The 20,969-nt window shown below is 43.7% G+C and carries 25 protein-coding genes and 3 pseudogenes; 23 read left to right on the top strand and 5 right to left on the bottom strand.

The features are described from left to right. Positions 1 to 96: 96 nt before the first annotated feature. Positions 97 to 1,515, top strand: a complete 1,419-nt coding sequence (locus tag M3661_RS25100; protein ID WP_083189082.1) for an MFS transporter — start codon at positions 97 to 99, stop codon at positions 1,513 to 1,515. Positions 1,516 to 1,775: 260 nt separating this feature from the next. On the opposite strand, the gene M3661_RS25095 is transcribed toward M3661_RS25100, so the two are convergent. Further along, positions 1,776 to 2,024: a hypothetical protein gene (locus M3661_RS25095; protein WP_021255691.1), complete on the bottom strand. Its 249-nt coding sequence runs from the start codon at positions 2,022 to 2,024 to the stop codon at positions 1,776 to 1,778. A 464-nt stretch (positions 2,025 to 2,488) separates the two neighbouring features. Between M3661_RS25095 and M3661_RS25090 the strand changes: the two genes are divergently transcribed. The 8 genes and pseudogenes from M3661_RS25090 to M3661_RS30875 all read left to right on the top strand — a co-directional run. Then, entirely contained in the window at positions 2,489 to 2,794 is a 306-nt protein-coding gene (locus tag M3661_RS25090) for a hypothetical protein (protein ID WP_251489583.1), read from the top strand. 90 nt (positions 2,795 to 2,884) lie between these two features. Then, a complete protein-coding gene (locus M3661_RS25085) occupies positions 2,885 to 3,442 on the top strand; it encodes a hypothetical protein (RefSeq protein ID WP_251489550.1) in 558 nt (185 codons plus the stop codon). An 81-nt stretch (positions 3,443 to 3,523) separates the two neighbouring features. Continuing rightward, on the top strand, positions 3,524 to 3,997 hold the full coding sequence (locus M3661_RS25080) for a VOC family protein (protein WP_251489546.1): 474 nt from the start codon (positions 3,524 to 3,526) through the stop codon (positions 3,995 to 3,997). 91 nt (positions 3,998 to 4,088) lie between these two features. Then, positions 4,089 to 4,979, top strand: a complete 891-nt coding sequence (locus M3661_RS25075) for an alpha/beta hydrolase family protein (protein WP_251489545.1) — start codon at positions 4,089 to 4,091, stop codon at positions 4,977 to 4,979. Between the two features lie 343 nt (positions 4,980 to 5,322). After that, complete coding sequence (locus M3661_RS25070) at positions 5,323 to 6,222, top strand: GNAT family N-acetyltransferase (protein WP_251489544.1); 900 nt, start codon at positions 5,323 to 5,325, stop codon at positions 6,220 to 6,222. Next, entirely contained in the window at positions 6,219 to 7,028 is an 810-nt protein-coding gene (locus M3661_RS25065; RefSeq protein WP_311279635.1) for an aminoglycoside 3'-phosphotransferase, read from the top strand. Before M3661_RS25070 ends, M3661_RS25065 begins: the two co-directional genes overlap by 4 nt. Positions 7,029 to 7,112: 84 nt before the next feature. Then, positions 7,113 to 7,712, top strand: coding sequence for a DJ-1/PfpI family protein (locus M3661_RS25060; RefSeq protein WP_251489542.1), 600 nt, complete (start codon positions 7,113 to 7,115; stop codon positions 7,710 to 7,712). A 588-nt stretch (positions 7,713 to 8,300) separates the two neighbouring features. Beyond that, a pseudogene (locus M3661_RS30875) lies at positions 8,301 to 8,375 on the top strand (IS3 family transposase); the annotation flags it as partial. Between the two features lie 343 nt (positions 8,376 to 8,718). On the opposite strand, the gene M3661_RS25055 reads toward M3661_RS30875, so the two are convergent. From M3661_RS25055 to M3661_RS30870, 4 genes are all read right to left on the bottom strand, one after another. After that, a complete protein-coding gene (locus tag M3661_RS25055; protein WP_251489541.1) occupies positions 8,719 to 10,071 on the bottom strand; it encodes a DJ-1/PfpI family protein in 1,353 nt (450 codons plus the stop codon). Between the two features lie 248 nt (positions 10,072 to 10,319). Then, positions 10,320 to 10,802, bottom strand: a complete 483-nt coding sequence (locus tag M3661_RS25050) for a hypothetical protein (RefSeq protein WP_251489540.1) — start codon at positions 10,800 to 10,802, stop codon at positions 10,320 to 10,322. 80 nt (positions 10,803 to 10,882) lie between these two features. Beyond that, the gene (locus M3661_RS25045; protein ID WP_251489539.1) at positions 10,883 to 11,095 is read right to left on the bottom strand and encodes a hypothetical protein; all 213 of its coding nucleotides are present in this window, start codon (positions 11,093 to 11,095) and stop codon (positions 10,883 to 10,885) included. Positions 11,096 to 11,219: 124 nt separating this feature from the next. Next, a complete protein-coding gene (locus M3661_RS30870; RefSeq protein WP_397376556.1) occupies positions 11,220 to 11,369 on the bottom strand; it encodes a TetR-like C-terminal domain-containing protein in 150 nt (49 codons plus the stop codon). Positions 11,370 to 12,127: 758 nt separating this feature from the next. Between M3661_RS30870 and M3661_RS25040 the strand changes: the two genes are divergently transcribed. From M3661_RS25040 to M3661_RS24975, 14 genes and pseudogenes are all read left to right on the top strand, one after another. Continuing rightward, positions 12,128 to 12,709, top strand: coding sequence for a hypothetical protein (locus M3661_RS25040; protein ID WP_251489538.1), 582 nt, complete (start codon positions 12,128 to 12,130; stop codon positions 12,707 to 12,709). Between the two features lie 687 nt (positions 12,710 to 13,396). Then, a complete protein-coding gene (locus tag M3661_RS25035; protein WP_065293342.1) occupies positions 13,397 to 13,792 on the top strand; it encodes a VOC family protein in 396 nt (131 codons plus the stop codon). A gap of 38 nt (positions 13,793 to 13,830) precedes the next feature. Next, positions 13,831 to 14,241: a VOC family protein gene (locus tag M3661_RS25030; RefSeq protein WP_065293341.1), complete on the top strand. Its 411-nt coding sequence runs from the start codon at positions 13,831 to 13,833 to the stop codon at positions 14,239 to 14,241. 19 nt (positions 14,242 to 14,260) lie between these two features. Beyond that, the gene (locus M3661_RS25025) at positions 14,261 to 14,707 is read left to right on the top strand and encodes a GyrI-like domain-containing protein (RefSeq protein WP_251489537.1); all 447 of its coding nucleotides are present in this window, start codon (positions 14,261 to 14,263) and stop codon (positions 14,705 to 14,707) included. A 9-nt stretch (positions 14,708 to 14,716) separates the two neighbouring features. Next, positions 14,717 to 14,806, top strand: a pseudogene (locus tag M3661_RS30865) (VOC family protein); the annotation flags it as partial. Positions 14,807 to 14,916: 110 nt separating this feature from the next. Further along, on the top strand, positions 14,917 to 15,318 hold the full coding sequence (locus tag M3661_RS25015; RefSeq protein WP_251489536.1) for a VOC family protein: 402 nt from the start codon (positions 14,917 to 14,919) through the stop codon (positions 15,316 to 15,318). A 35-nt stretch (positions 15,319 to 15,353) separates the two neighbouring features. Continuing rightward, positions 15,354 to 15,773, top strand: coding sequence for an AMP-binding protein (locus M3661_RS25010; RefSeq protein WP_251489535.1), 420 nt, complete (start codon positions 15,354 to 15,356; stop codon positions 15,771 to 15,773). Further along, a complete protein-coding gene (locus M3661_RS25005; RefSeq protein ID WP_251489534.1) occupies positions 15,770 to 16,207 on the top strand; it encodes an AMP-binding protein in 438 nt (145 codons plus the stop codon). Before M3661_RS25010 ends, M3661_RS25005 begins: the two co-directional genes overlap by 4 nt. A gap of 23 nt (positions 16,208 to 16,230) precedes the next feature. After that, entirely contained in the window at positions 16,231 to 16,410 is a 180-nt protein-coding gene (locus tag M3661_RS25000) for a hypothetical protein (RefSeq protein WP_251489533.1), read from the top strand. 120 nt (positions 16,411 to 16,530) lie between these two features. Then, positions 16,531 to 17,028: a serine hydrolase domain-containing protein gene (locus tag M3661_RS24995; protein ID WP_251489532.1), complete on the top strand. Its 498-nt coding sequence runs from the start codon at positions 16,531 to 16,533 to the stop codon at positions 17,026 to 17,028. Positions 17,029 to 17,177: 149 nt separating this feature from the next. Then, positions 17,178 to 18,143: a 2,3-diaminopropionate biosynthesis protein SbnB gene (gene sbnB, locus M3661_RS24990; RefSeq protein ID WP_251489531.1), complete on the top strand. Its 966-nt coding sequence runs from the start codon at positions 17,178 to 17,180 to the stop codon at positions 18,141 to 18,143. 36 nt (positions 18,144 to 18,179) lie between these two features. Continuing rightward, positions 18,180 to 18,788, top strand: a pseudogene (locus tag M3661_RS24985) (iron-containing alcohol dehydrogenase); the annotation flags it as partial. Between the two features lie 677 nt (positions 18,789 to 19,465). Then, the gene (locus tag M3661_RS24980; RefSeq protein ID WP_251489530.1) at positions 19,466 to 20,098 is read left to right on the top strand and encodes a class I SAM-dependent methyltransferase; all 633 of its coding nucleotides are present in this window, start codon (positions 19,466 to 19,468) and stop codon (positions 20,096 to 20,098) included. Between the two features lie 146 nt (positions 20,099 to 20,244). Then, positions 20,245 to 20,763, top strand: coding sequence for a DinB family protein (locus tag M3661_RS24975; RefSeq protein WP_251489529.1), 519 nt, complete (start codon positions 20,245 to 20,247; stop codon positions 20,761 to 20,763). The last annotated feature ends 206 nt before the right edge of the window (positions 20,764 to 20,969 follow it).

Genomic DNA, 20,969 nt, shown 5'->3' with positions numbered 1-20,969 from the left:
GGGCTACGGACATGTAGGAAGAACCATTTGCGCGAAACTGGGGCCGGTATTCGATACCCGGCAAGCTGCTCTTCCGCTAAAGGGGAGGGAAAACTGTTGAGCGTTGCTGCACACGAAAGACTAGGAACAGCTGACGGAAAACGGGCATGGATGATGACGGCGATTTGTCTCAGCGCATTCTTGTCTCACTTTACCGCCGGGGTAGTGAATGTGTCGCTTCCCCGATTCGTCTCCGTGTTCCAGTCCGATATTGGGACAGTGCATTGGATGACGACCGGATATCTCCTCGCTATTACGTCGCTCCTCCCCTTGATGGGCAAGTTAGGCGATCGCTGGGGGCATCGCCGCATCCATAACTGCGGCATAGCCCTATTCACAATTAGCTCTGTTCTGGTTGCGCTCTCGCCGAATCTCACCGTGCTCCTCTTCATGCGAGTTGTGCAAGCGACAGGTACAGCAATGTTCCAGGCGACAAATATGGCAATTATCACGTTTCATATGCCGGGCACACATAGAGGGCGGGCTCTCGGTTTTGTGAGCACCGCTGTTGCCCTAGGCGGCATGGCGGGACCGGTTGCAGGCAGCTTCACCGCGGCATGGTTGAGCTGGCAATGGGCGTTCCTGATTCATGTTCCCGTGGCAGTCGCGGCAACCGGGTTAGCGCTGCGCTTCATCCCTGCTGATCAGAAGAAAGAGACGAGAAAAGCCTCATTGGACGTAATTGGAGCCATTTTGTTCATGTGCAGCATCGGTATTGGAATCTACGCCATTGTGAACGGAGGAGCGATAGGGTGGGGATCCCCGAATATGCTTCTACTGTATGCAGTCCTGCTAATTGTTTGTCCTTTGGGCTGGCTGTGGCAGTCCCGGCAGAAAGAGCCTTTTCTGCCGCTCTCGGCGTTCCGTATTCCAGCCGTAGCCTGTGGTCTGATCATTAGCTGCGCATCTTTCCTGATGGCCAATATTGCATTGGTTCTCATGCCTTTTTATATTTCCGGAACCACCTCGGTATCCACGGCGGATACAGGCTATGTCATGCTGGCATATCCGCTGCTCTTGGCTGTAATCGGCCCCGTCGCAGGGCACTTATCTGATCGGATTGGATCACGTTACTTAATGGGACTTGGATTATGCGCCATGGCAGGCGGGTTCCTGCTATTCTCTGGGGTATTCGGCGTATTGCCGCTGTGGGCAATTATTTGTACGCTGGCCTTGATCGGTTCGGGGATGGGGCTTATCGCTTCGCCGAATAACAGCTTCATTATGAGCCATGCGGTGAAGGATGACGCAGGATCGCTCGGGAGTATGATTGCATTGACGCGTAACGTGGGCTTGGTGCTTGGTGCCGCGCTAGGATTGGGACTTATGGACGACGGCGATCCTGCCAAGCCGTTGGAGGCATATCTGAACATCTTTGGTTTCGGCGCATGGATCGGCGCTGCCAGCCTGCTGCCGCTCTGTTACAGTTGGTACGTACGGAGAAGGATGGTAAAGCGGCGACAAGAATCAGTGTAGAAAAATGACGGTAAACCAAGATGCTATGTGGGTACTGCCAGGTATAAATATAGCAACTTGTAACCGCGAAACGGCGTAAATCGATGGAATTATCTTGGAAAATGTAGAGGAGATTCACACAGGGGAGAAACGGCGAGAGTGCGAAAATAGGGAGGATAAAGCGGCTCTACAATTCCTCAACTGAACCATTATCATGGTATGGGACGAATTTTTAGAGCCGCTTTATGTACAAGAATGAAATTAATTGTTAGTGAACCGAATTAGTTCTGGGCAATACATCCGCTACGGGTTTCTGTCTCTGTCCATGTTTTGGTCTCCGATTGGCCGTTGTCATACTTGCAGGTTTGCATGTAGTGTTTAGTGATGTAGGTTTTTCCATTGAGGCAGTTTGTTTCGGTTCTGATTAAAGTTTTTCCGCCGCACCAGGCTGCATGGGACGGGCTTGGCAACGCCACGAGGAACGCAGAAGCGCACACAACAACAGCCATCATTTTTGTTATTTTGTTCATATGATCACCCCCTTTTATGAATATATTCTACCTATTAATAAGTTTTCCTCCTTTAATATAGAAATAAATCCTATTTTTTCCCATCATATTACTGTTATCAATCAACTACGACCAGCTAATCCAGACTATGTGAGCGGGTCATGGTACATGAGTGACAACCAGCTTGCGAGTAGCAGTAGGTTCGAGCATGTCCAACTACCGGAGCTCTTTTAATTACCAATAACTCTTCTACATGGAGCGGAAACCCGGAAGATCGCCACTAGAGACAAAAAGAGGCTATCATCCGAGTTTTTTTATGTGTTACTTATACAGATTGCTGCACTTGCTCCGGAAAAGAAGGTTTATCGAAATCCTTAAAGAATATGAAACGTAATGGAATTTCATGGATGACTTGCGATTAAGGGATAGCTGCTAATAGACTGATGATGGGTTTGAGTTCGATAATTGGTTAGGGGGCAATTGCTGTGATGGAGCGGAATATTGTTGTCGGCATTGATGGAGGCGGCACGAATACAAGAGTTATGATCTGTGATCTAAACGGAAATGAGCTTGCTTATGCGGAAGGCAGCTGTGCATCCAAGTATAAAGATGAGAACGCAGCTGAGAATGTGAAAGCGACGATTAAGAATGCGCTTGCGATAGAGGGCGAGATACAACCTCTGTGGCCGCGCTTGTTGCTGGCCTTGCGGGCTATGACTCAGAAGCAGATGACGAATGGATTCATGCATTTACTGACTTACCGGGGCTTGATTGTCCCAAGCTGCATTTGAATGACTCCGATGTTGCTCACGCAGGAGCACTTCAAAATCAACCAGGTATCATTGCCATTGCCGGAACAGGAACGATGATTATGGGCATCAATGAATACCGTACACGAACCCGAAACTTGGATTATCGCCATTACGCATATAGCGCCAGCACGTCATCTTGCCTATGATGCTGTGTATGAAGTACTTGCAGGTCGCCCAGATGATTCGAATGAAGGACTGATTGCAGAGATGATGCAGCATTGGAAAACGAACAGCTTAGAGCAGTTCCAGGTTCTTGCTCGGCGGGGATTTGAGCCAGATATGATGAAGCGCGATCAACAGTTTGGGCAATTCGCTCCATATGTGACACTGGCTGCAGAACAGGGCAGCAGTATAGCAAGAAGCGTATGCAACCGCGCAGTAGAGCAGCTCCGATTAGGGGTTGAGCTTGTCGGCTCCAACTTCGCTGAACGCAGCATCGATGTCGCGCTAATCGGCAGCGTCATCTGCAGTTCCTACATGCGCAGCAAACTAACTGAAATGCTTATAGCGCATCCAGTTAAGCAATATCGCTTGGTTGATCCACTATTTCCACCCGTAGTCGGTGCCATTCTGCTTGCCTATAAGGAGCTCGGCGTACAAGCGGACATGAATGTAGCAATGAAGTAGAACATGATTATCTAACATAGATCGTATTGTTAACATAGCTATGTAGATAAAAAGGAGCTGTTTGTATTAACGGATGATTTCATGAATCATGATGGATTTGGGCAAAACATCGAACGAGAAGTCCTGCGTGCAATTGTCACGCATTGCTACAATCGAATTCCTGTATCGGATTTGAAAAAAGCGATAGCCTGGTATACCGACACCTTTGGCATGAAGGTTCTTGGAGAACCGGACGAAGATTGGGAGGAAGCCATGCTTTATCTGGATGGAGGCGAACGTCTCGGAGTTCCAAACTTATACTTGGTTGAGAATCAAGATGAACAGCGACTTGCTTTTACGAATACATATACGAATGTAACCCATAGTGTAATCGACTTCTACTCCGCTAATGTGGAGCAGATGATGTCAGGGTTGCGTTCTCGGAATGTAGAGATGAATGGAGTTAGTGGATTTTTTGATCCGGACGGGAATTCATTAGCCGTATGCAGCGCAGTACATCGTGGACAAGTGAATAAACAAGACGACACAACATCCGACAGTACCTTCGCAAAATAGTTCAACACGATATTATGAATTACCGTATAGTATAAATGAATTCACATTCCAATCGAGTCTACATCTTACTATCTCAGGGGGAACACATAATATGGACATAAATGAAATCAAAAAACCAAATCAGGCAGGACTCCGCAAAGTCGAAATATCGGATAAGGCTTTGGGCATTACGTTTCCAATGTGGGTGATGTATCCGACGGGCACGGCTGAGCATGTCGTTCAATTAGGACCCTATTCGATCGAGCTAGCGAAGGATGCAGAGGTATTGGCAGGAACGTTCCCGTTGGTGCTGATCTCTCACGGTACTGGCAGCACTCCATTCGCCTATCGTATGTTAGCTCAGCATTTAGCGCGGCACGGTTTTATCGTAGGGATGCCTGAACATCCATACAACAATAGAAATGATAATAGCTGGGAAGGTACGGTTCAAAATCTGACGAACAGACCCCGTCACATTCGGATGGCCATCGACTGGTTTTTTGAAAATGAGAGGTTTGCTGGGAAAGTGAACCCGAATGACGTTTCGATTATCGGTCATTCTCTCGGTGGCTACACGGCATTGGCAGCGGCAGGTGGGGAGCCTACCTCATTTCCTCATGAGTCATCAGATGGGCAACCGCGACACATAGAAGTCATACCAGATTCCCGCATTCAGTCGCTCGTACTTCTAGCGCCAGCATCGGTTTGGTTTCAATCCGAAGAAGCGTTACGCATGGTTGATATCCCTATTTTGATGCTTGACGCCGAAAAAGACCCCTATACACCCGCTTTTCACGCGCAAATTATTGTGAATGGGGTTGCTGATCGAAATAAAGTTCAGTATAGAACCGTGCAAAATGCCGGACACTTTTCCTTTTTGAGCCCATTTCCACCTTCGATGAGTTCACCATCATTTCTGCCATCACAGGATCCTCCCGGCTTTGATCGAATTCAATTTCACAAGGAGCTGTGCGCAGAAATCACGAGCTTCCTGAAGCGGTAGTAATCATTGTTGCATGCCTCGAAGAATGATTTGGCTAACGGGACGATAACTCAATAAAGATAATTGGCGGCAGCCGACTCCTTGGGGTCAGCTGCCTTTTTTCACGAATGGAGAAGCGAGTTGAATTAATGTCCCCTAAGTGCATCATTATAGCAGGTGAAAAGGGTGGAGGAGTGAGAGCCCCTTTATCACTGTCCATAAGGTGACGACAGTTTATGTAGGGATACAGAGATTGCGAATTGTTCGTGTAGAAGACTGTTAAAAAATAACTAGTACTTACACATATACATGTGGTAAAATATGACTCCCTAAAATCAACTGGCTAACGAGAGGGAGTGTACGCGTGGAAGATCTGATAATAGAACCATACCAACCTGAAAGGGATAAAAATTCAATCAGAGCTATGTTGTTTGGAGATGAACAGATTAAAGAATTGCTAAGATGCGAGAAAATGTTCCCGGATGGTATATTTGTAGCCCGCTACAATGGCATAACAGTAGGTTTCCTATCCATTGATGGGATTAAGAGAAAAGCACAGACAATGATATATGTTAGCGAGGAATACAGAAGGAAGGGGATTGGAACTGCCCTCATGGCGAAGGTAGACCACTTGCTCACCCCACATAAGATCGTAGAACGTTCGATGGGTGGATGCATGGATGGCGATCGTTCTACTTTGCAATTTTTATATAAGAATGGTTACTACATCAGTTGGTCGTCTCACATCATGGAGCGGGAAGGTGGCTATCTTCCTGAACAGCATATTTCGGTTAGACCTTATGAAGATGATGATTATGAGACCTGTCATGTACTTATCGAGGTCGCTTTTTACAAGTTGCATGATAATCTGGGAATGCTTCCAACCTATTATTTCCCTCCGAATGAAAATGAACGAAAGCGCATGTTCGATAACAAAAGCAACATATACGTGCTTCTTGTTGAAGAGGAAATCGCAGGGGTTGGACAAATTGATGGCAATGAGCTGAGTCATGTCTCTGTTCGGCATGATCTCCAATCTCAAGGATATGGCAGACCATTCGTTTCATTTCTTGTAAACGAAATCATGCGTCGCGGCAATACCATCGTTCAGCTGGGGGTTGTGAAAGGCAATTATGCGAGGAAGTTATATGAAAGTCTTGGTTTCGATGAAAAGTCATTGTACCACTGGCTAACCAAATACTATAGACCTGACACCCGAATGAGCAGACCGCCAAGTGAGATATTGTCAGTTGAATCGAGGTGAGGGTTATAACCGAACTATTTCCAATCGAGATACAAGCCTACTTCAGTGAAGCAGAAGTGACAGTCGTTAAGAAAACCGCAAGATCATCAGTATATCACATGAAAAATCAATCCCACGATGTCTTCCTAAAAGTAACTCCAAAAGAACAAATGCAGCGTGAAGCCATCATGTCGAGCTATTTGCATCATAAAGGCATATGCCCAAGCGTACTACACTATAGTTCCAATGATATCAACGATTATTTGGTCACCGAACGAGTTCCCGGTTCACATGCAGCAAGCGATGAATTTATAGCTCACCCAGAGCATTTATGCGTTGTATTTGCGGAAAGCCTTCTACATTTGCATCAAATTGCACGTACAGATTGCCCTGTTACAAACGGATTAGAGGATATGTTCATCTGGGCAGAGCGCAATTACAGGGAAGGGAAGGCAGAAAAGAGCCTTCTTCACTATATGGGATATACCAGTAGAGAATCCGCATATAAAGATATGGTGTCTCTATATAAATACGCTGAAGAAGACAAAGTGATCATACATGGCGACTATTGCTTGCCGAACTTAATTCTGCAAGATAATAAACGGAATGGCTTCATAGATGTAGGGTATGGCGGGATAGGAGATCGGCATTATGATATCTTCTGGGCGCTATGGTCTCTACAATTCAACTTGAAAAGCGCTGACTATGCCAATAGATTTGTAAAAGCATATGGCGAACATGTTATTGATCAAAATCGGCTTCGTCTTTGTGGGCTCCTATCGGTATTTAACGGCTTTAGAGGGCAAGATTATTATATACAAAATTAATACGGAACCTTTCTTTATTCATGGGAACTCAGCGAACTGGCAGAAGAATACAAAATTCTTTCCGAACATGGACGGTGTTCAAAAATGAAAATACAAATTGTATTGTTTGACGGCTTCGGAGAGCTTGTCTCTTTCGCACCTTTTGAGGTACTCAAAAGAGCAATAGAAGAAGGGGCTCCTTTCACGGTTGACCTCATATCAAGTGAACCAAAACAAGAAATGACTACTTCGTTTGGAGTTACGCTTAAACTAAATTATTTTTTACGAATGGATAATCGTCCTGATCTGTTAATTGTACCTGGTGGTGGCTGGAATCATAAAGCTGAACTTGGGGCGCGAAAGCAAGCAAAGCTTGGAACCCTAACCAAACTGATTAGCGAGATGCACAACGAAGGAACGATTGTTGCTGGAGTTTGTACAGGAGGTATGCTGCTAGCTGCCTCCGGTATATTGAATGGTCGAAAGGCGACGATGCACGATTTGGCGCAAAATGAACTCATTGAATACGGGGCAGAGCTTCTTCGTTACAGAATTGTTGATCAAGGGGATATTATCACTGCAAGAGGAGTCACTTCAGGAATTGATTTAGGACTTTGGATCACGGAAAGGTTCGCAAGTGCCAAAATTGCAGCTGCCGTTGAATATCGGATGGAATACGAAAGGCGAGGTGTTGTTTGGAGTTAGGAGTACTACCCCAATGGGCTTTGATCCATTCAAATCGTAATATTAAAGCCGCACGAACTATTACCTAGTCCTGCGGCTTGTTCACACGTTAAGATTGAAACTTCGAAGATCTCCAGTTCGTACCGATCATACTATTCAACAGTACGGAAAGCGCACAACCAATTACCAAGCCCAAAAAAACATGATCCGGCAATATGTACATTGGAACGAAACACAAGCAAAAAGCCGTTATTATGAAGTTCATGCTGTTTGAAAGTTTGGGATGTGATGACCACCATTTTTTCATGCTATTCACCCTCCCTCATTCTTTATCCTTCCATTATATATCATTTGTAAAACAATTTGAATGAAAGAACCCAATCATAACGGTTAGGCCGGGTACTGTAATCGCTTGCCCAACCTCGGAGCCGATGGCAAATCTTGATTCACTTTAAACTGAATCGTTGCATAATGCTTATTTGCACTAACGACAGACTTCAGTAGAGTAGGAGGCATTTGCTTAAATAGATTCTCAAGCTGCTCCTCGTCAAAAGTGAAATCGTGATTACCAGTCATTTGAAGCAGGAGCTGTGGTAAGCTCGTAACTTCTTTTACAACAACGAACGGTTACAAGCAAAACTAAACGGCCTCAGTCCGATGGAATTTAGGACTAATGCCGCTTAATTGATTTTCATTATTTGTACTGTCTACTTGACGGGGTGCAGTTCAGTCCTAGACTAACCGCTGTTGTATTGAACTATTGTTTCCCAGTAGTTGAATCAGCCACTTATAGTCTCTCTATTCCAAAATCCGCATTCGATCAGCACTTTCAGTCTAAAGCTTTATTTTTTTCACTTACTCCCAACCGCCGAAATCGGATTCCCCTCATAAGAAACCCAGTTGCTCCAACTACCCCCATATAGCTTAGACCGAACCATCTAGTTGAGATGTACGAAACGCTGACTTTCAACCAGCCTCCTGCCCCGGCTGCCCTTTGTCGGATGCACCGTTTCACTCGATGCGCGAGCTATCCTTTTTTCCTGCCGATAAGACGCTTATCGATGAGCCGAGCGACAAGCAAAGACAGGATACCAAGCAAAATCGGTATGCCAAACGCTTCAAAGGAGAAAGGGCGGCCCTCCAGTTTCAGGTGGTCGGTGGCACGATATTCAAGCCGCTTGGCGGCAAATTTCGCTGTCTGGATATCCTCCTGTTTTGCCAAATCCTCGAATGCAGAGTCCATTGCAAACCGGCCTGACATATCACGATGCAAGAACATCAGCTTCGCACTATTGCCGCTGTTATTCCACTGTTTGATGTCCTCGGCAGCTTCAGACTCGGCATCGGCACCGACGACAATCATTTTCGCGAGCGTCGGCACGTCTTTTGTCTGATAACGCGCGACCAGGTTCAGGCCATGTTTCGTTACGATGGCTACATTCTTGCTGGAAACCGTTAGTGTGGTTGTCGTACCGGAAGCGGCATACGTGTCAAATGCGGCTGACAAATCCAGCTCATCTGCACCGTTATAGAGAAGCACGCCCGCTTTGACTTTGTTCCATTGATAAGCATTATTCAGTACGTACGTTATATCACTCAACCCGGCATTGAATGGCTTTATTTTCGGATTTGTCACGTAATCGTAAGAAGGATAATTCATATTTTCCGCTACTTTTCTCGCAGCAGCATCGCCCAACTGCTGAGAGATGACATATAGCGTTGCGTCGATCCCCGATGTCAGACCGGCAGAAGATACGATATTGCCCTGCGGAACGTAGCGCTGATCTTTCACCCACTGAATGTCTGGATATTTTTTGATAAGCCGGTTAATGTCTCCCCAGTGCGTCGCGGCTGATTTGCCGTTCAGAAAGCCAGTATCTGCCAGATTTTCTGCTCCGTTGCAAATAGAGAGCAATGTCGTATTAACGTCCGAGTGCTTTCGAATCCATTCCCGGACAGGTGCATATTTCTTATCATCCAAAATCGGCATAAACGGAATGACGATAATGTCCGGACTTTTGCCTAGCATCGCGTCCATTTCATCAAATGAATAATGTGGGACAACATCGAGTCCCCCGGTTAGGGATTTAATTTCGCGGTCAGGGGCAACGCCATATACATTGTAAGCCTCTGTCATCGAAAACATCTCGTACGGGACGAGAAAGTCGAACACTTCCGTCACTTCGTTCGCCAGTAGCACAGCCACTGTCGGTTTGCCGGCATCATATTTCGGTACCTGCACATTTGTTAAGGCGGGGACTGCTTTATCGTAAATCGACATTCCGTTATTCATTGTGTTGATGAATCCGATCGCTCCTGCCCCTCCCACGACAACGACAAAAACGATGAGATAAATCGTGACGCGTAATACAACTTTCACTTGTCATTTCTCCTTTAGCTCCGGCTTCTTTACCAAACAAAATATAACAACCCAAGATGAATTTATCATCGGTCTATGGTCGGTTAGAGGAGCTCGACCAATATTGGAACGGATGCTGGACCTAAGACTGTTCTACTTTTTTTGCAAGACTCGATAGGTCTATAATTTTTCTGAAAAGGGCGAAACATCAACGAAATTTCTACAAATTTCCCGTATACACGTTCTCATGGATTAGGGGCAATCGAGAGCTATTCCACCACATATTCCGAGGCGATTCCTAACAAGATTGCCATGGTAGACATAACTTCATCCTTCACTTCGCCCAGAATGATCGGCATGCCTCCTGCTTTAACGGCAATCTTTGAATCGAAGTTACTATTATCAATAAGTTGATTGATTTCCCGATTGATACGGGCATAGGTCATGATGTCTGTATTTTTGGACGTATTCAGTACGATGATAATATGCTCACCGTTATCGGAGATCATCGGAGAAAGTTGAGCAGGAATTTTCCCCTTGTCCGAATACACGAGTTGATGCAGCAAATCGTCATTCATATCCTGCACAGCAGGCAATGCTTGAAGTAGCTGACTAGCCATAGCCGCTTGTTGCTGCGGCGTGAGTAAGCCTTGAGCGTAAATCGCAATTGCGTCGTTTTGATGTTTGGTAATAATACCGTGCAGGATGGCGTTTTGCTGCTCAACTGTATTCTTCTCAGCAAGATTGGCCATTTTCGCGGAAGCTGTTGTTGATTCTTAGTTAATTGACTGAGCGTATAATTTTGCAGATCCGCTTGCTGTCGTTCCGTTAACTATAGTAAGCATTCCCCGCCAAATTGCTCCTGATAGGTTGAAGTGCGTTTGAATACATCAGACGCTTCATTGACGAATACATTGTTGCCCATTTGCATCTCAAGCTTCGGGAGACCAGAAGCAAAAAACACGGTCAATATCGTGAACACGATAATCGTGAATTTGGATCGTCGAATGATGAAATCCCCGAATTTAGTAAATAATCTGTCCAACTCATGCTCCTCCTTCGTTTTTGTCATGACGAATATAGCAGAGTGGATAGTGGGGACACGACATTCAATTTGAGATCTATGATTCAAAATGAGACATCCGTCTCAAATTGTGTTTTTATTCCATCTATTTCTGGAGTGTTTCGGTTAATTCTCGTTTCGAAATTTTGTAATTTTCACCAATCCAATTCTTTAATATCTGGATTAGGCCACTCATGTAAAAGTCGCACGCAAGCTTGGGTATCGTTTCTGACAGGGAGTGAGAATGAATGTACAAGATAATAAATTTATTATGAAGATAGATTCCAGCAGACTCAAGTCAGTTGATACAAAAACTGTTGCTGAATTGAAAAATGTGATGAGAAGCGGCATTAAGTTAACAGTAATTTTATTATGTTAACAATAAGATTGTTTAGTTAAATACGTTTTTTATATACCGCGATTCACTTGATTTCAATTCGAATAACAGCAAATTACAGCAAGAAGCCGCTAAACACTATGCGGAGGTTGCTTCAGTACTCGGGGAATTTCATGAACTTTTTCCTTTTCCACATGGAGCTAATCCGTCTGATTCCAAAGCTACGAAGACAGCTATACGACTACTGCGAATTGCCAAGGGCGCAGAGGAGCAGGGGTTACAGGTTCCGGCCCGCATGCAATATGATTCATAATTTGTTTAATGAGTAAAATGGTTTACTGCGTGAATTATTGAATGGAGATGCCGCGGCCAACTCTTTTTATTGACTATTGCGTTAGAATAACTGGGCGTAAACCAATCTGAGCTATTCTGTCAGTAGCTGGATTGTTTTAGCGAATTCTGCGCTTACCCGGGAAATTTCAAGCAACAAATACTTGTATCTATAAAACTGCTTTGTTTGATGTTTTATTGAAGTAACCGGCAGATTAGTGGAACAAAGAGGAGAAAGACTGATTACAGAGAAAATTATAATTTATGAAATACGCGACCACGGCCGAACTTAGTAATAACTATAATTTATTTTCATTAAAAAAGGGTGCAATTGTAGGGGAGAGCTAATGATGAGGAGTTTCTACTTATGTTTACTTATTATAGTTATTTTGTTTTTATCGGCTTGTCGATCATCAGAACAAATAAAGCCGATAAGAGAAGAAACAATTGATTTCGACATGAAGACTGCCATTGAAATGGTTGAGAAGAAAGAAAAAATGATCATTGATTTAGCGTTGAGGGAAAAGGTATCAAAACTGGAGTATAAGGAATTAGAGAAATCTTTTACCGAAGAGTTTGGAAACAATGCTGATATTATTCTATCCATATTATTTACTCATAATATGGATGCCGATCCAGAGTCAGATATGTATGTACAACAGAACACATTATACCCAACTGTCTTTCATAAAGGAATATCGATAACAAATGCGGTCATCAATAAGAGTTACTTTGTGAATGATCAAACTCAAACTAGATTAAGCATTAAGGAAGAATATAATGGTGATGATGAGAAGTTAAAGGATTGGGAAAGAGAATACTTCTTTACTCTTAACGAGAATGGAGAGTGGGGATTTAATGGATTTTCTGGAGAGGTGAATTTTTTAGGAGAAGATTATAATATGAATTATTTAGAGTTAAAGAGGTAAATAGTTAACCTTTGAAGACCTCCCAAGTAGATCGCCGACATCTTCTAACACCGTACTCACGCTGCGGGCCCAACAAATGCTTGATTTACCCTAGGTTTTTCAAGGAAGTGAAGTCAGGCAGATAACCCTGGGAAGCAAAGTGGAAAAGCCTCTCGGCAATATTCGCCTTAAGCCTCTTGAATTCGTGAATACAAAGGCTACGCGATATTTCCGAATAAAATTCAATTGTTATATTTACAACTAGGAACGAATGTTCTATTATGTTTAATATCTAAACTAACCAGAAACCAATGATTTTGAGCACTAACTTCTGAAATCATAGTATTCACGTAACGTGCTAGCATTCGCACCCCTCGCTCTTCCAAGGCAAGTCGATGGAGAGAACTCTAGAAACCCACCAACAAGACTTCACATTAGCACACCAACACATTCTAACATGTTCCAATGGAGCCATAAGGCTGTTCGCCGTAAAACACATGAGACATTTTATGAAATTGCCGAAGAACCTAAAAATCTTAAGTATTCAGAAATGATCTTCTTGACCGTCTCGACTGAGATTGTACACCTCAAGAAAACGATATTCAAGGTAGTCCTTGCACATGTCTAACGAATATGGGGAATAAAGTCGAAATTGTAAGAACCTAAATTTTTGGGAAATCGACAATGACCCTGAGAGGAGGCAATATGATGAGTGACGGGAAAATCCTTGGCATTGCATACAATGTCATTCCTGTGGCTAACATCGAGAAATCAGCAGAATGGTATGTGAAACACTTTGGATTTAACATTCGACACCAGCGGGAAGGATATTTAAGTTTGTTTAGGTACAATAGGCCTATATTAGACTTAATTCAAAGTGATAACGACACGAGAGCTGTATTCGAAATCAACAATAAGAAGAGATGGATCATAACCTTTTTCACAAATGATATTGGGTCTTTACATACCTATTTGAAATCAGAAGACGTGAAAGTCGGAAACATTAGCGATGAGGGGAAGTACGGGAAATTCTTTGTATTGGAAGATCTGGATGGCAACCTATTTGATATTTGGGAAAATCACGACTGCGAACTAAATTACTGACTTGTTAGATTTTCAACAAATCAGATGAGGTGACTTCGATGGGTGCTATTATTAGAGAAATCGGAAGTATCTTTATTCCAGTCAAAAATCTTGAAGAGTCCATTCACTGGTATGAGAGCATCTTAGGATTTCAACTAACCGTGAATTGGGGATTGGGTGCAACATTGAAACTGAATCATACTCCTACTGTATTAGGACTGATACAAGTAGATGAAAAGCAGCCGGTTACATTTAAGAACAAAGATGCATTAATCACACCTTACTATAACTTCTTAACCGAGGATGTCCACTCTGCTCATGAGTATCTGAAGAACAATGGAGTAAACGTGTTTGATATCCGTGACAATGGCGATTTTTATTTAATGGATTTTGAGGATCCGGATGGAAACTTGCTCAGTATGATAGATTTGAATCAAGATTCAAGATGGCTCAAAAGCTTTACGAAATAATTTCAAAGGAGAAATGAATATGAACCAAAACCAAGTCGAGATTGTTCACCTCCAGGAAAAAAAATTTATCGGCATTCCAGTAACATCTAGTTTTCAGAATCATGACCCAAAGAGAGTTGAAGCTACAAAAGAATCATTCTTGAATCGCAAACATGAAATCAAAAACGTAATTAATTCAAATGAATATGTGTGTCCACACTTCTCATCGGAAGTACTATTCACTTATTTTTTCTGCATGGAAGTAAGTGCCCTTGAGGATATCCCTGAAGGCATGATTGGTTTTACAACTCCGCCTCATTCCTATGCGACAACAAGAACAGAAAAAGACCCTTATGAAGAAATCCATACTTACCTTGCAAACAATGGATTTGAAAACAATTCGAAGGCTCTTGCACTCGAGGTTTATCAATTTGAAGATCCTGAATGGCCAGGAAAAGTAGATGTATTCGTTCCAGTTATCGATTAAGTAAGCAATATTGAGAACGCAAGAGATTGGTATTGCAAATTACTCGGCTTGCCAACTGATGGAGAAATATTATTTGGCCATATTTATGTGCTTCCAATAGTAAAAAGGTACATAATAGCATGTTCAGCACCCCGCCAAAGCTTTAAGCCGATGGGGAATTGTGATTGCAGAAGCCTTGAAATCAATATATTTAACAAGGAGGAATACACATGATGGCAATAAAGATAAAAAACTATGCAGTTGTTTCATTGCCGGTTCGTGATCTAGAGGTTTCCGTTAGGTGGTACAATGAGGGACTCGGTATTCCGTTCACTTTCGAATACTCCCCGGGTGACCAAGAGGCTTGGCTTAACGTCGGGGGAGTCGGACTTGGGCTTATTCGATGCCCAGAGGTGCCAAAGCTGGACTTTACGAATAGCAGTGGAGAGCATCAGCCAATCATCTCGCTGGAGGTAGACAATATTCATGAAGTGTACGAGGAGTTAAAGAAGAAAGGGAACGATATCGGCGAAATGGTGTACAAGCCACAGGGCGGGTACGGCTTCACTTTCCGCGATCCGGACGGTCATATGGGGCATTTGTGGGGCGGTTGGCCAAAGGAAGAAAGCTGATTATTTTCTCACACAACAAAGAGGCGGTATTTCATATGGATGTTCCATTGGCCGATTTCGATATATTTTCCGAGGAAGAGAAGCAGATCCTCCTTATCGTTAATCAGTTGAATACAGAGTATCCATTCCATCAATCGATCAGCGAGCTTTTTGAAGCACAGGTTTCCCGTACTCCAAGTCATATTGCCGGTGTTTGCGAAGGGCGGCAAATTACTTATAAGGAATTGAATGAAAGGGCAAACCAGGTTGCCTGGCACTTGCGCAGATATGGCGTAGGTGAAGATTCTGTCGTAGGCGTTATGATGGAGTCCTCTTTTGAACTGATCATCGGAATTCTGGGGATTTTGAAGGCGGGAGCTGCTGATGTCCCAATCGATACTACCTATCCGCAAGATCGTATCCATTACTTGATGCAGCATGCAGAGTGCGTAGTAGTGCTCACAAAGGGGTCATGATTAAATCTCATGCCTTTGTGAATCTAATGCATTGGTACACGCACGAATTTATATTTAGCGAATCGGATTGTGTACTGTTGATTGCTTCAATCAGTTTTGACTTGGCGCAAAAATACTTGTATGCTCCGCTACTAACCGGTGGACGCCTTTTTCTTTTTCCAGCAGGCGTCAATGATTATGCAGGCATATCTGAAACGATCGAACGAGAGCAAGTAACTGTGATCAACTGTGCGCCTAGCCTTATATATCCCTTGATCGACTTGCATGTGCCTGAGGAAGATCAAAAGGATCTCGGGCATCATTTTTCGCGGCTCCGCTCTGTCAATCGATGGTTTTTGGGAGGCGAACCAATCAATTTATTAAAATTACGACCATGGACAACGTCGCCTTCTTTCTGCGCAGAGATTATCAATACATACGGCCCAACCGAATGAACCTACAGGTGCTTCCGCTTGGGATGGTCGGTGAACTCTATATTGGAGGTGTTGGACTGGCTCGCGGATATTACCGGGCGAAAGAGCAGACGATGGAGAAGTTTTTAGATAGTCCAGTATCCGGCAGCTGCTCAGCCATACGGGCGGCGTCAATGTTCCTGGATTTCCAGGATATAAAGCTAACGGAGACATACCGTCTCTAGGTTAGTTACTAAGGGGAGAATCTCCGAGTTTAACGTCTGACGTGAAGGTTAGATTGCTTCCAGGCGTGCGGCATCAATATTCAGGCGGCGGGTATCTCATATTGCAGCAGTTGCTTGAAGATGTGTCGTGCATGCCATTCTCAGGAAGCAATAATCGGCAAGTCGGATGTGTTCCTGAGAAACTCCTCCGTGAACGAGATGATGAAACCGTACCGAGATCTATACACGGGGCTAGGTTTTGCGTTAGGCGGACAGGATGAGTATCATCGTTTTGGACAGCAAGGTATTAATGAAGGATACTGCAGCCGCTTTGTTGGCTACAGCAAGCTTGGATACGGGGCAGTTGTGATGGTAAATACAGATCACAGTTTACCGATCATACGAAATATCCTTTCGGCTATTGCCGAAGAGTATCATTGGCCGAACTACTATCCGGGCCAAAAAATGGCCATTGAGGTATCTCCAAGCGCCTTCACAGACGTTGTCGGAGAGTACGAGCTGGATGGCGATTACAAACTGGTAATTGATAGCGATGGAACAAGCCTGTTAATCGGCAAGATCAGTCCAAGTTTGAGTTATTCCCGCTATCCGAGCTATCATATTTTGCCAAAGCGGTAGAGATTGAAATTGAATTCATTAAGGTCGAAGAGTGCGTAATCGGAGTTCTATGCTCGCAGGACGGCACCCAGCAATTTGGAAAAAAGCTTTCGAAAATCACTTCTTAGCTGGCGGTCAAAGTCCATATAAATGACGGGAGGGGTCACTTAATGCTGTATTTGAATCATACTGACATTTTGAATCTCGGCGTGGATTGGGATACCAATATTGATGTCATCGAACGAGCGGTTCGTTGCATCGCGAATGAGGAATACTCGCAACCGATTAAACCTTATTTGCGATTCCAGAATCAAGCCAACCGCATCATTGCGATGCCTGCCTACGCAGGCGGCGCATTTCAGATCGCGGGAATAAAGTGGATTGCCAGTTTTCCAGATAATATACAAAAAGGATTGCCTCGGGCAAATTCGGTAACGATCCTGAACGACGCTGAGACGGGTGTACCGATAGCGACAATTAATACTTCGCTGATAAGCGTCATACGCACATCAGCCGTATCTGGCTTAATCGTGAAATACTATGAAAATACGAAACGGCTGGAAAATATTCAAGCAGGCATTGTAGGATTTGGCCCGATCGGTAAATTTCATTTGAAGATGTTATGCTCATTGCTCGGAGAGCGCTTAAGCAAAATATATATTTACGATGTGGCAGGAGTTCAACCAGAGGAAATTTCGCATTTAGAGGGGAAAGTGGAGATTTGCAAGAGCTGGGAAGACGCATATGTAAACTCGGATATATTTATCACGTGCACGGTGTCCAAATCTGGTTATATAGATCGAAAACCTAAGGACAATGCTCTTATTCTGAATGTATCCTTACGGGATTTTAGGCCTGAAATTCTGAATCACACGAAATCAATTATAGTCGATAACTGGGAAGAGGTTTGTCGGGAAAATACGGATATCCTGCACATGAATGAACAAATGGGATTGCAAAAAGAGCACACGAAATCCATTGTGGACATTGTGCTGGAAAACGAGCTAAAACAACGAAGACCAAACGATGCTATCATGTTTAATCCTATGGGCATGGCGATATTCGATATCGCAATGGCCCATCACTACTATAAGCTGGCTATGAACCGAGGGATAGGAACCCTCTTGAGCAGCTAGAAATGAGACAATGCTACAATTAAGGAGGAAGACGCGAAAGCAGTCGCGGTAGGAGCCAAATACGAGGGAGATTTCTGGGATATCGTTATCCACAAAGGAGTACCTGGAGACGCATTGCCTTTGGGTACAGTGCTGACGATTGCCGCCACCGGCTCGGAAATGAACGGACTCTCCGTCATTACCAATTGGGAAATACGGGAAAACTTGGCTGGTCTGCTTAGCAGCACGCTGGCCTTAAATGGAACCCTCGCCATAGGCACCACGGGCGATTGGGCTTCTCATTCTCTTGAGCATGCGGTATCGGCAGTTCACGATATTCCGCATGGCGGAGGTCTTGCTATCTTGTTTCCAAACTGGATGACGTACACGTTAGATGCCAACATTGGCCGATTCAAACAATTCGCAGAACGTGTTTTTAACATCAATCCTGAAGGCAAAAACGATCAACAAGTTGCTGAAGAAGGTATCGCCGAGCTTAGGAAATTCTTTGCATCCCTTTCTGCACCAAGCAGATTAGCGGATTATGGCATCTACGATTCAACGATTGAATTAATGGCGGATAAAGCAATGATATATGGTGATTTAGGAAACTTTAAGAAATTGAGCCGCTCCGATGTCTTGCATATATACCGGATGTCGCTATAAGAGAACAATAATTCATATTACCGATCCTACTCCTTCCATGTAAAGGGAGCCAGGATCGGTTTTTATTATGTGTCTGGAGTATGGGAATATGTAGTGATGCCTCACTAATCATCAGCGTTGCTCTATGTTGCAGGGTATGACATGCATTTCACTTCGGGATAATTAACGCAGTTTAATGTCGGTTGGATTGCCAAGGTGGACAAGGAGCAAGGTGAGCAGTATCTCAATTTCAAGATGCGACGAAATTCTAATCTGGTTCCGTGAACCACATCGTGTCAACCGTATACATATGACTAAGGGCGTGGCCAATAGTAGGAAAAGGGGTGTTCACTTTTTGACTTAGATCCTCGATTCTCTTTTGGAGCGGTTGAATAGGGAAAATTGACTTACGTACTTCGCATCTGTACAATAATAGACAAATGGGATCTATAATATCTTTTGAAATTGTCCTCTTTCTTTTCAATATGATGACACAAGCAAAACCTATTTTAGAGCGCATCTGCAGAACAAAAAAGTTACTAAAGTAACCCAATATGCTTACAATTAATGAAGTTAAGTAACACTCACTTCATCAGAGATGTTTTTTTATAATCTAATTACAGAGATAAGATATCTACAATATACATTATATGCTTTTGTATTATATCGCATTTGAAACCATCACTGAGGAGAAAGCTATGACAGAATTCTGGGAAGCAAGCTTTATTGAGAAACAAATGATGTGGGGATTGGAACCTTCCGACTCTGCTTTTATGGCAAAGGACTTTTTCCTCGAGAAGAAAGTGAAGGACGTATTGATACCTGGTTTTGGTTACGGAAGAAATGCAAAGATATTCTCAGATAACGGAATGTATGTGACAGGTATTGAGATATCAAAAACAGCAATTGATTTAGCTAGGAAAAACGGGGTAACTGCTACTATTTATCATGGTTCAGTGACGAATATGCCATTTGATAACAAGCGATATGATGCGATATTCTGCTACGCCCTGATTCATTTACTGAACCGTCGTGAACGGGAAAAATTGATTCAAGATTGCTACAATCAGTTAAAACCCGATGGATACATGATGTTTACTGCTGTTACAAAAAAGGCTCCCATGTATGGCAAAGGCAGAGAACTGAGTAAAGATCGATTTGAGATTATGGAAGGCGTCAAAATGTTCTACTATGATTCGAATTCAGTAAGACGAGAATTTGAGAAGTATGGATTAATCGAGTTCTCAGAGATTGACGAGCCCAATAAAAATATGAAAGATAAGCTTGCTATGAATTTTGTAATTATAACATGTAAAAAGGGAGCTATCTAAAGTTTAAATCAACTCGTTAAAAGTCATAAATGCTTTGTTTCCAATTACCCTACAGCTGGTCTTGCAAATTTTGAGCTGCCCGCATAGCAAGTACCTCATAATGGGGGGGATATGATATAATTTTTGGAAAAGGAGCGTGGGGAAACATGTTAACACTGCCACTTCCGTCAGAGTATGGGGAAGCTTTTGCAAATTACATTAGCCAGGTGCCAGCAGGGGATCTGCAGGAGATGCTAGCTGAGCAGCTAGAGCAGACGACGGAATTATTCGCTAATCTGTCGAAGGAGCAGGGAGATTATCGTTATGCGCCTGGTAAATGGTCTATCAAGGAAATGCTAGGCCATATCGCTGACACTGAACGCGTCATGGCATATCGGCTGCTGCGTATTGCAAGAGGGGATCAGACCCCTCTGCCAGTATTCGATGAGGGTCTATTCATGAGTGGCTCCACTTTCGATTCAATGCCGATGTCCGAGCTGATCGAAGACTACCGAGCCGTACGCCAAGCGACGCTTACACTGCTGCGCGGTCTTACTGACGAAGCTGTGCTGCGTACCGGTACCACGAACAATATGACGATATCGGCGCGTGCGCTTGCTTATACGATCGCGGGGCATGAGCTGCATCATTTGCATGTGCTGGAGGAACGTTATTTGGGAGAATAGAGGATTGATGGGAAGAAAGAGGTAATGAAAAGACTCATTACTATGGATATCGAAGCCGCAAGGATTATTCCTTGCGGCTTCAGATTGTTGAGAAACCCTGTCTTTTTAAAGGCACAGGGTTTCTTTTGTTTTGCATTCTAGGGATGAAAAGAGAACCCCTGGTGGTTATCCTCGTCTTTCTAGGCGATCCAGGTGGATCGCCATCT

The sequence above is a fragment of the Paenibacillus sp. MER 180 genome (assembly GCF_023713665.1).
GTDB classification, from domain to species: Bacteria; Bacillota; Bacilli; order Paenibacillales; family Paenibacillaceae; genus Paenibacillus_B; species Paenibacillus_B suaedae.
This window is presented reverse-complemented; position numbering and strand designations above follow the sequence as displayed.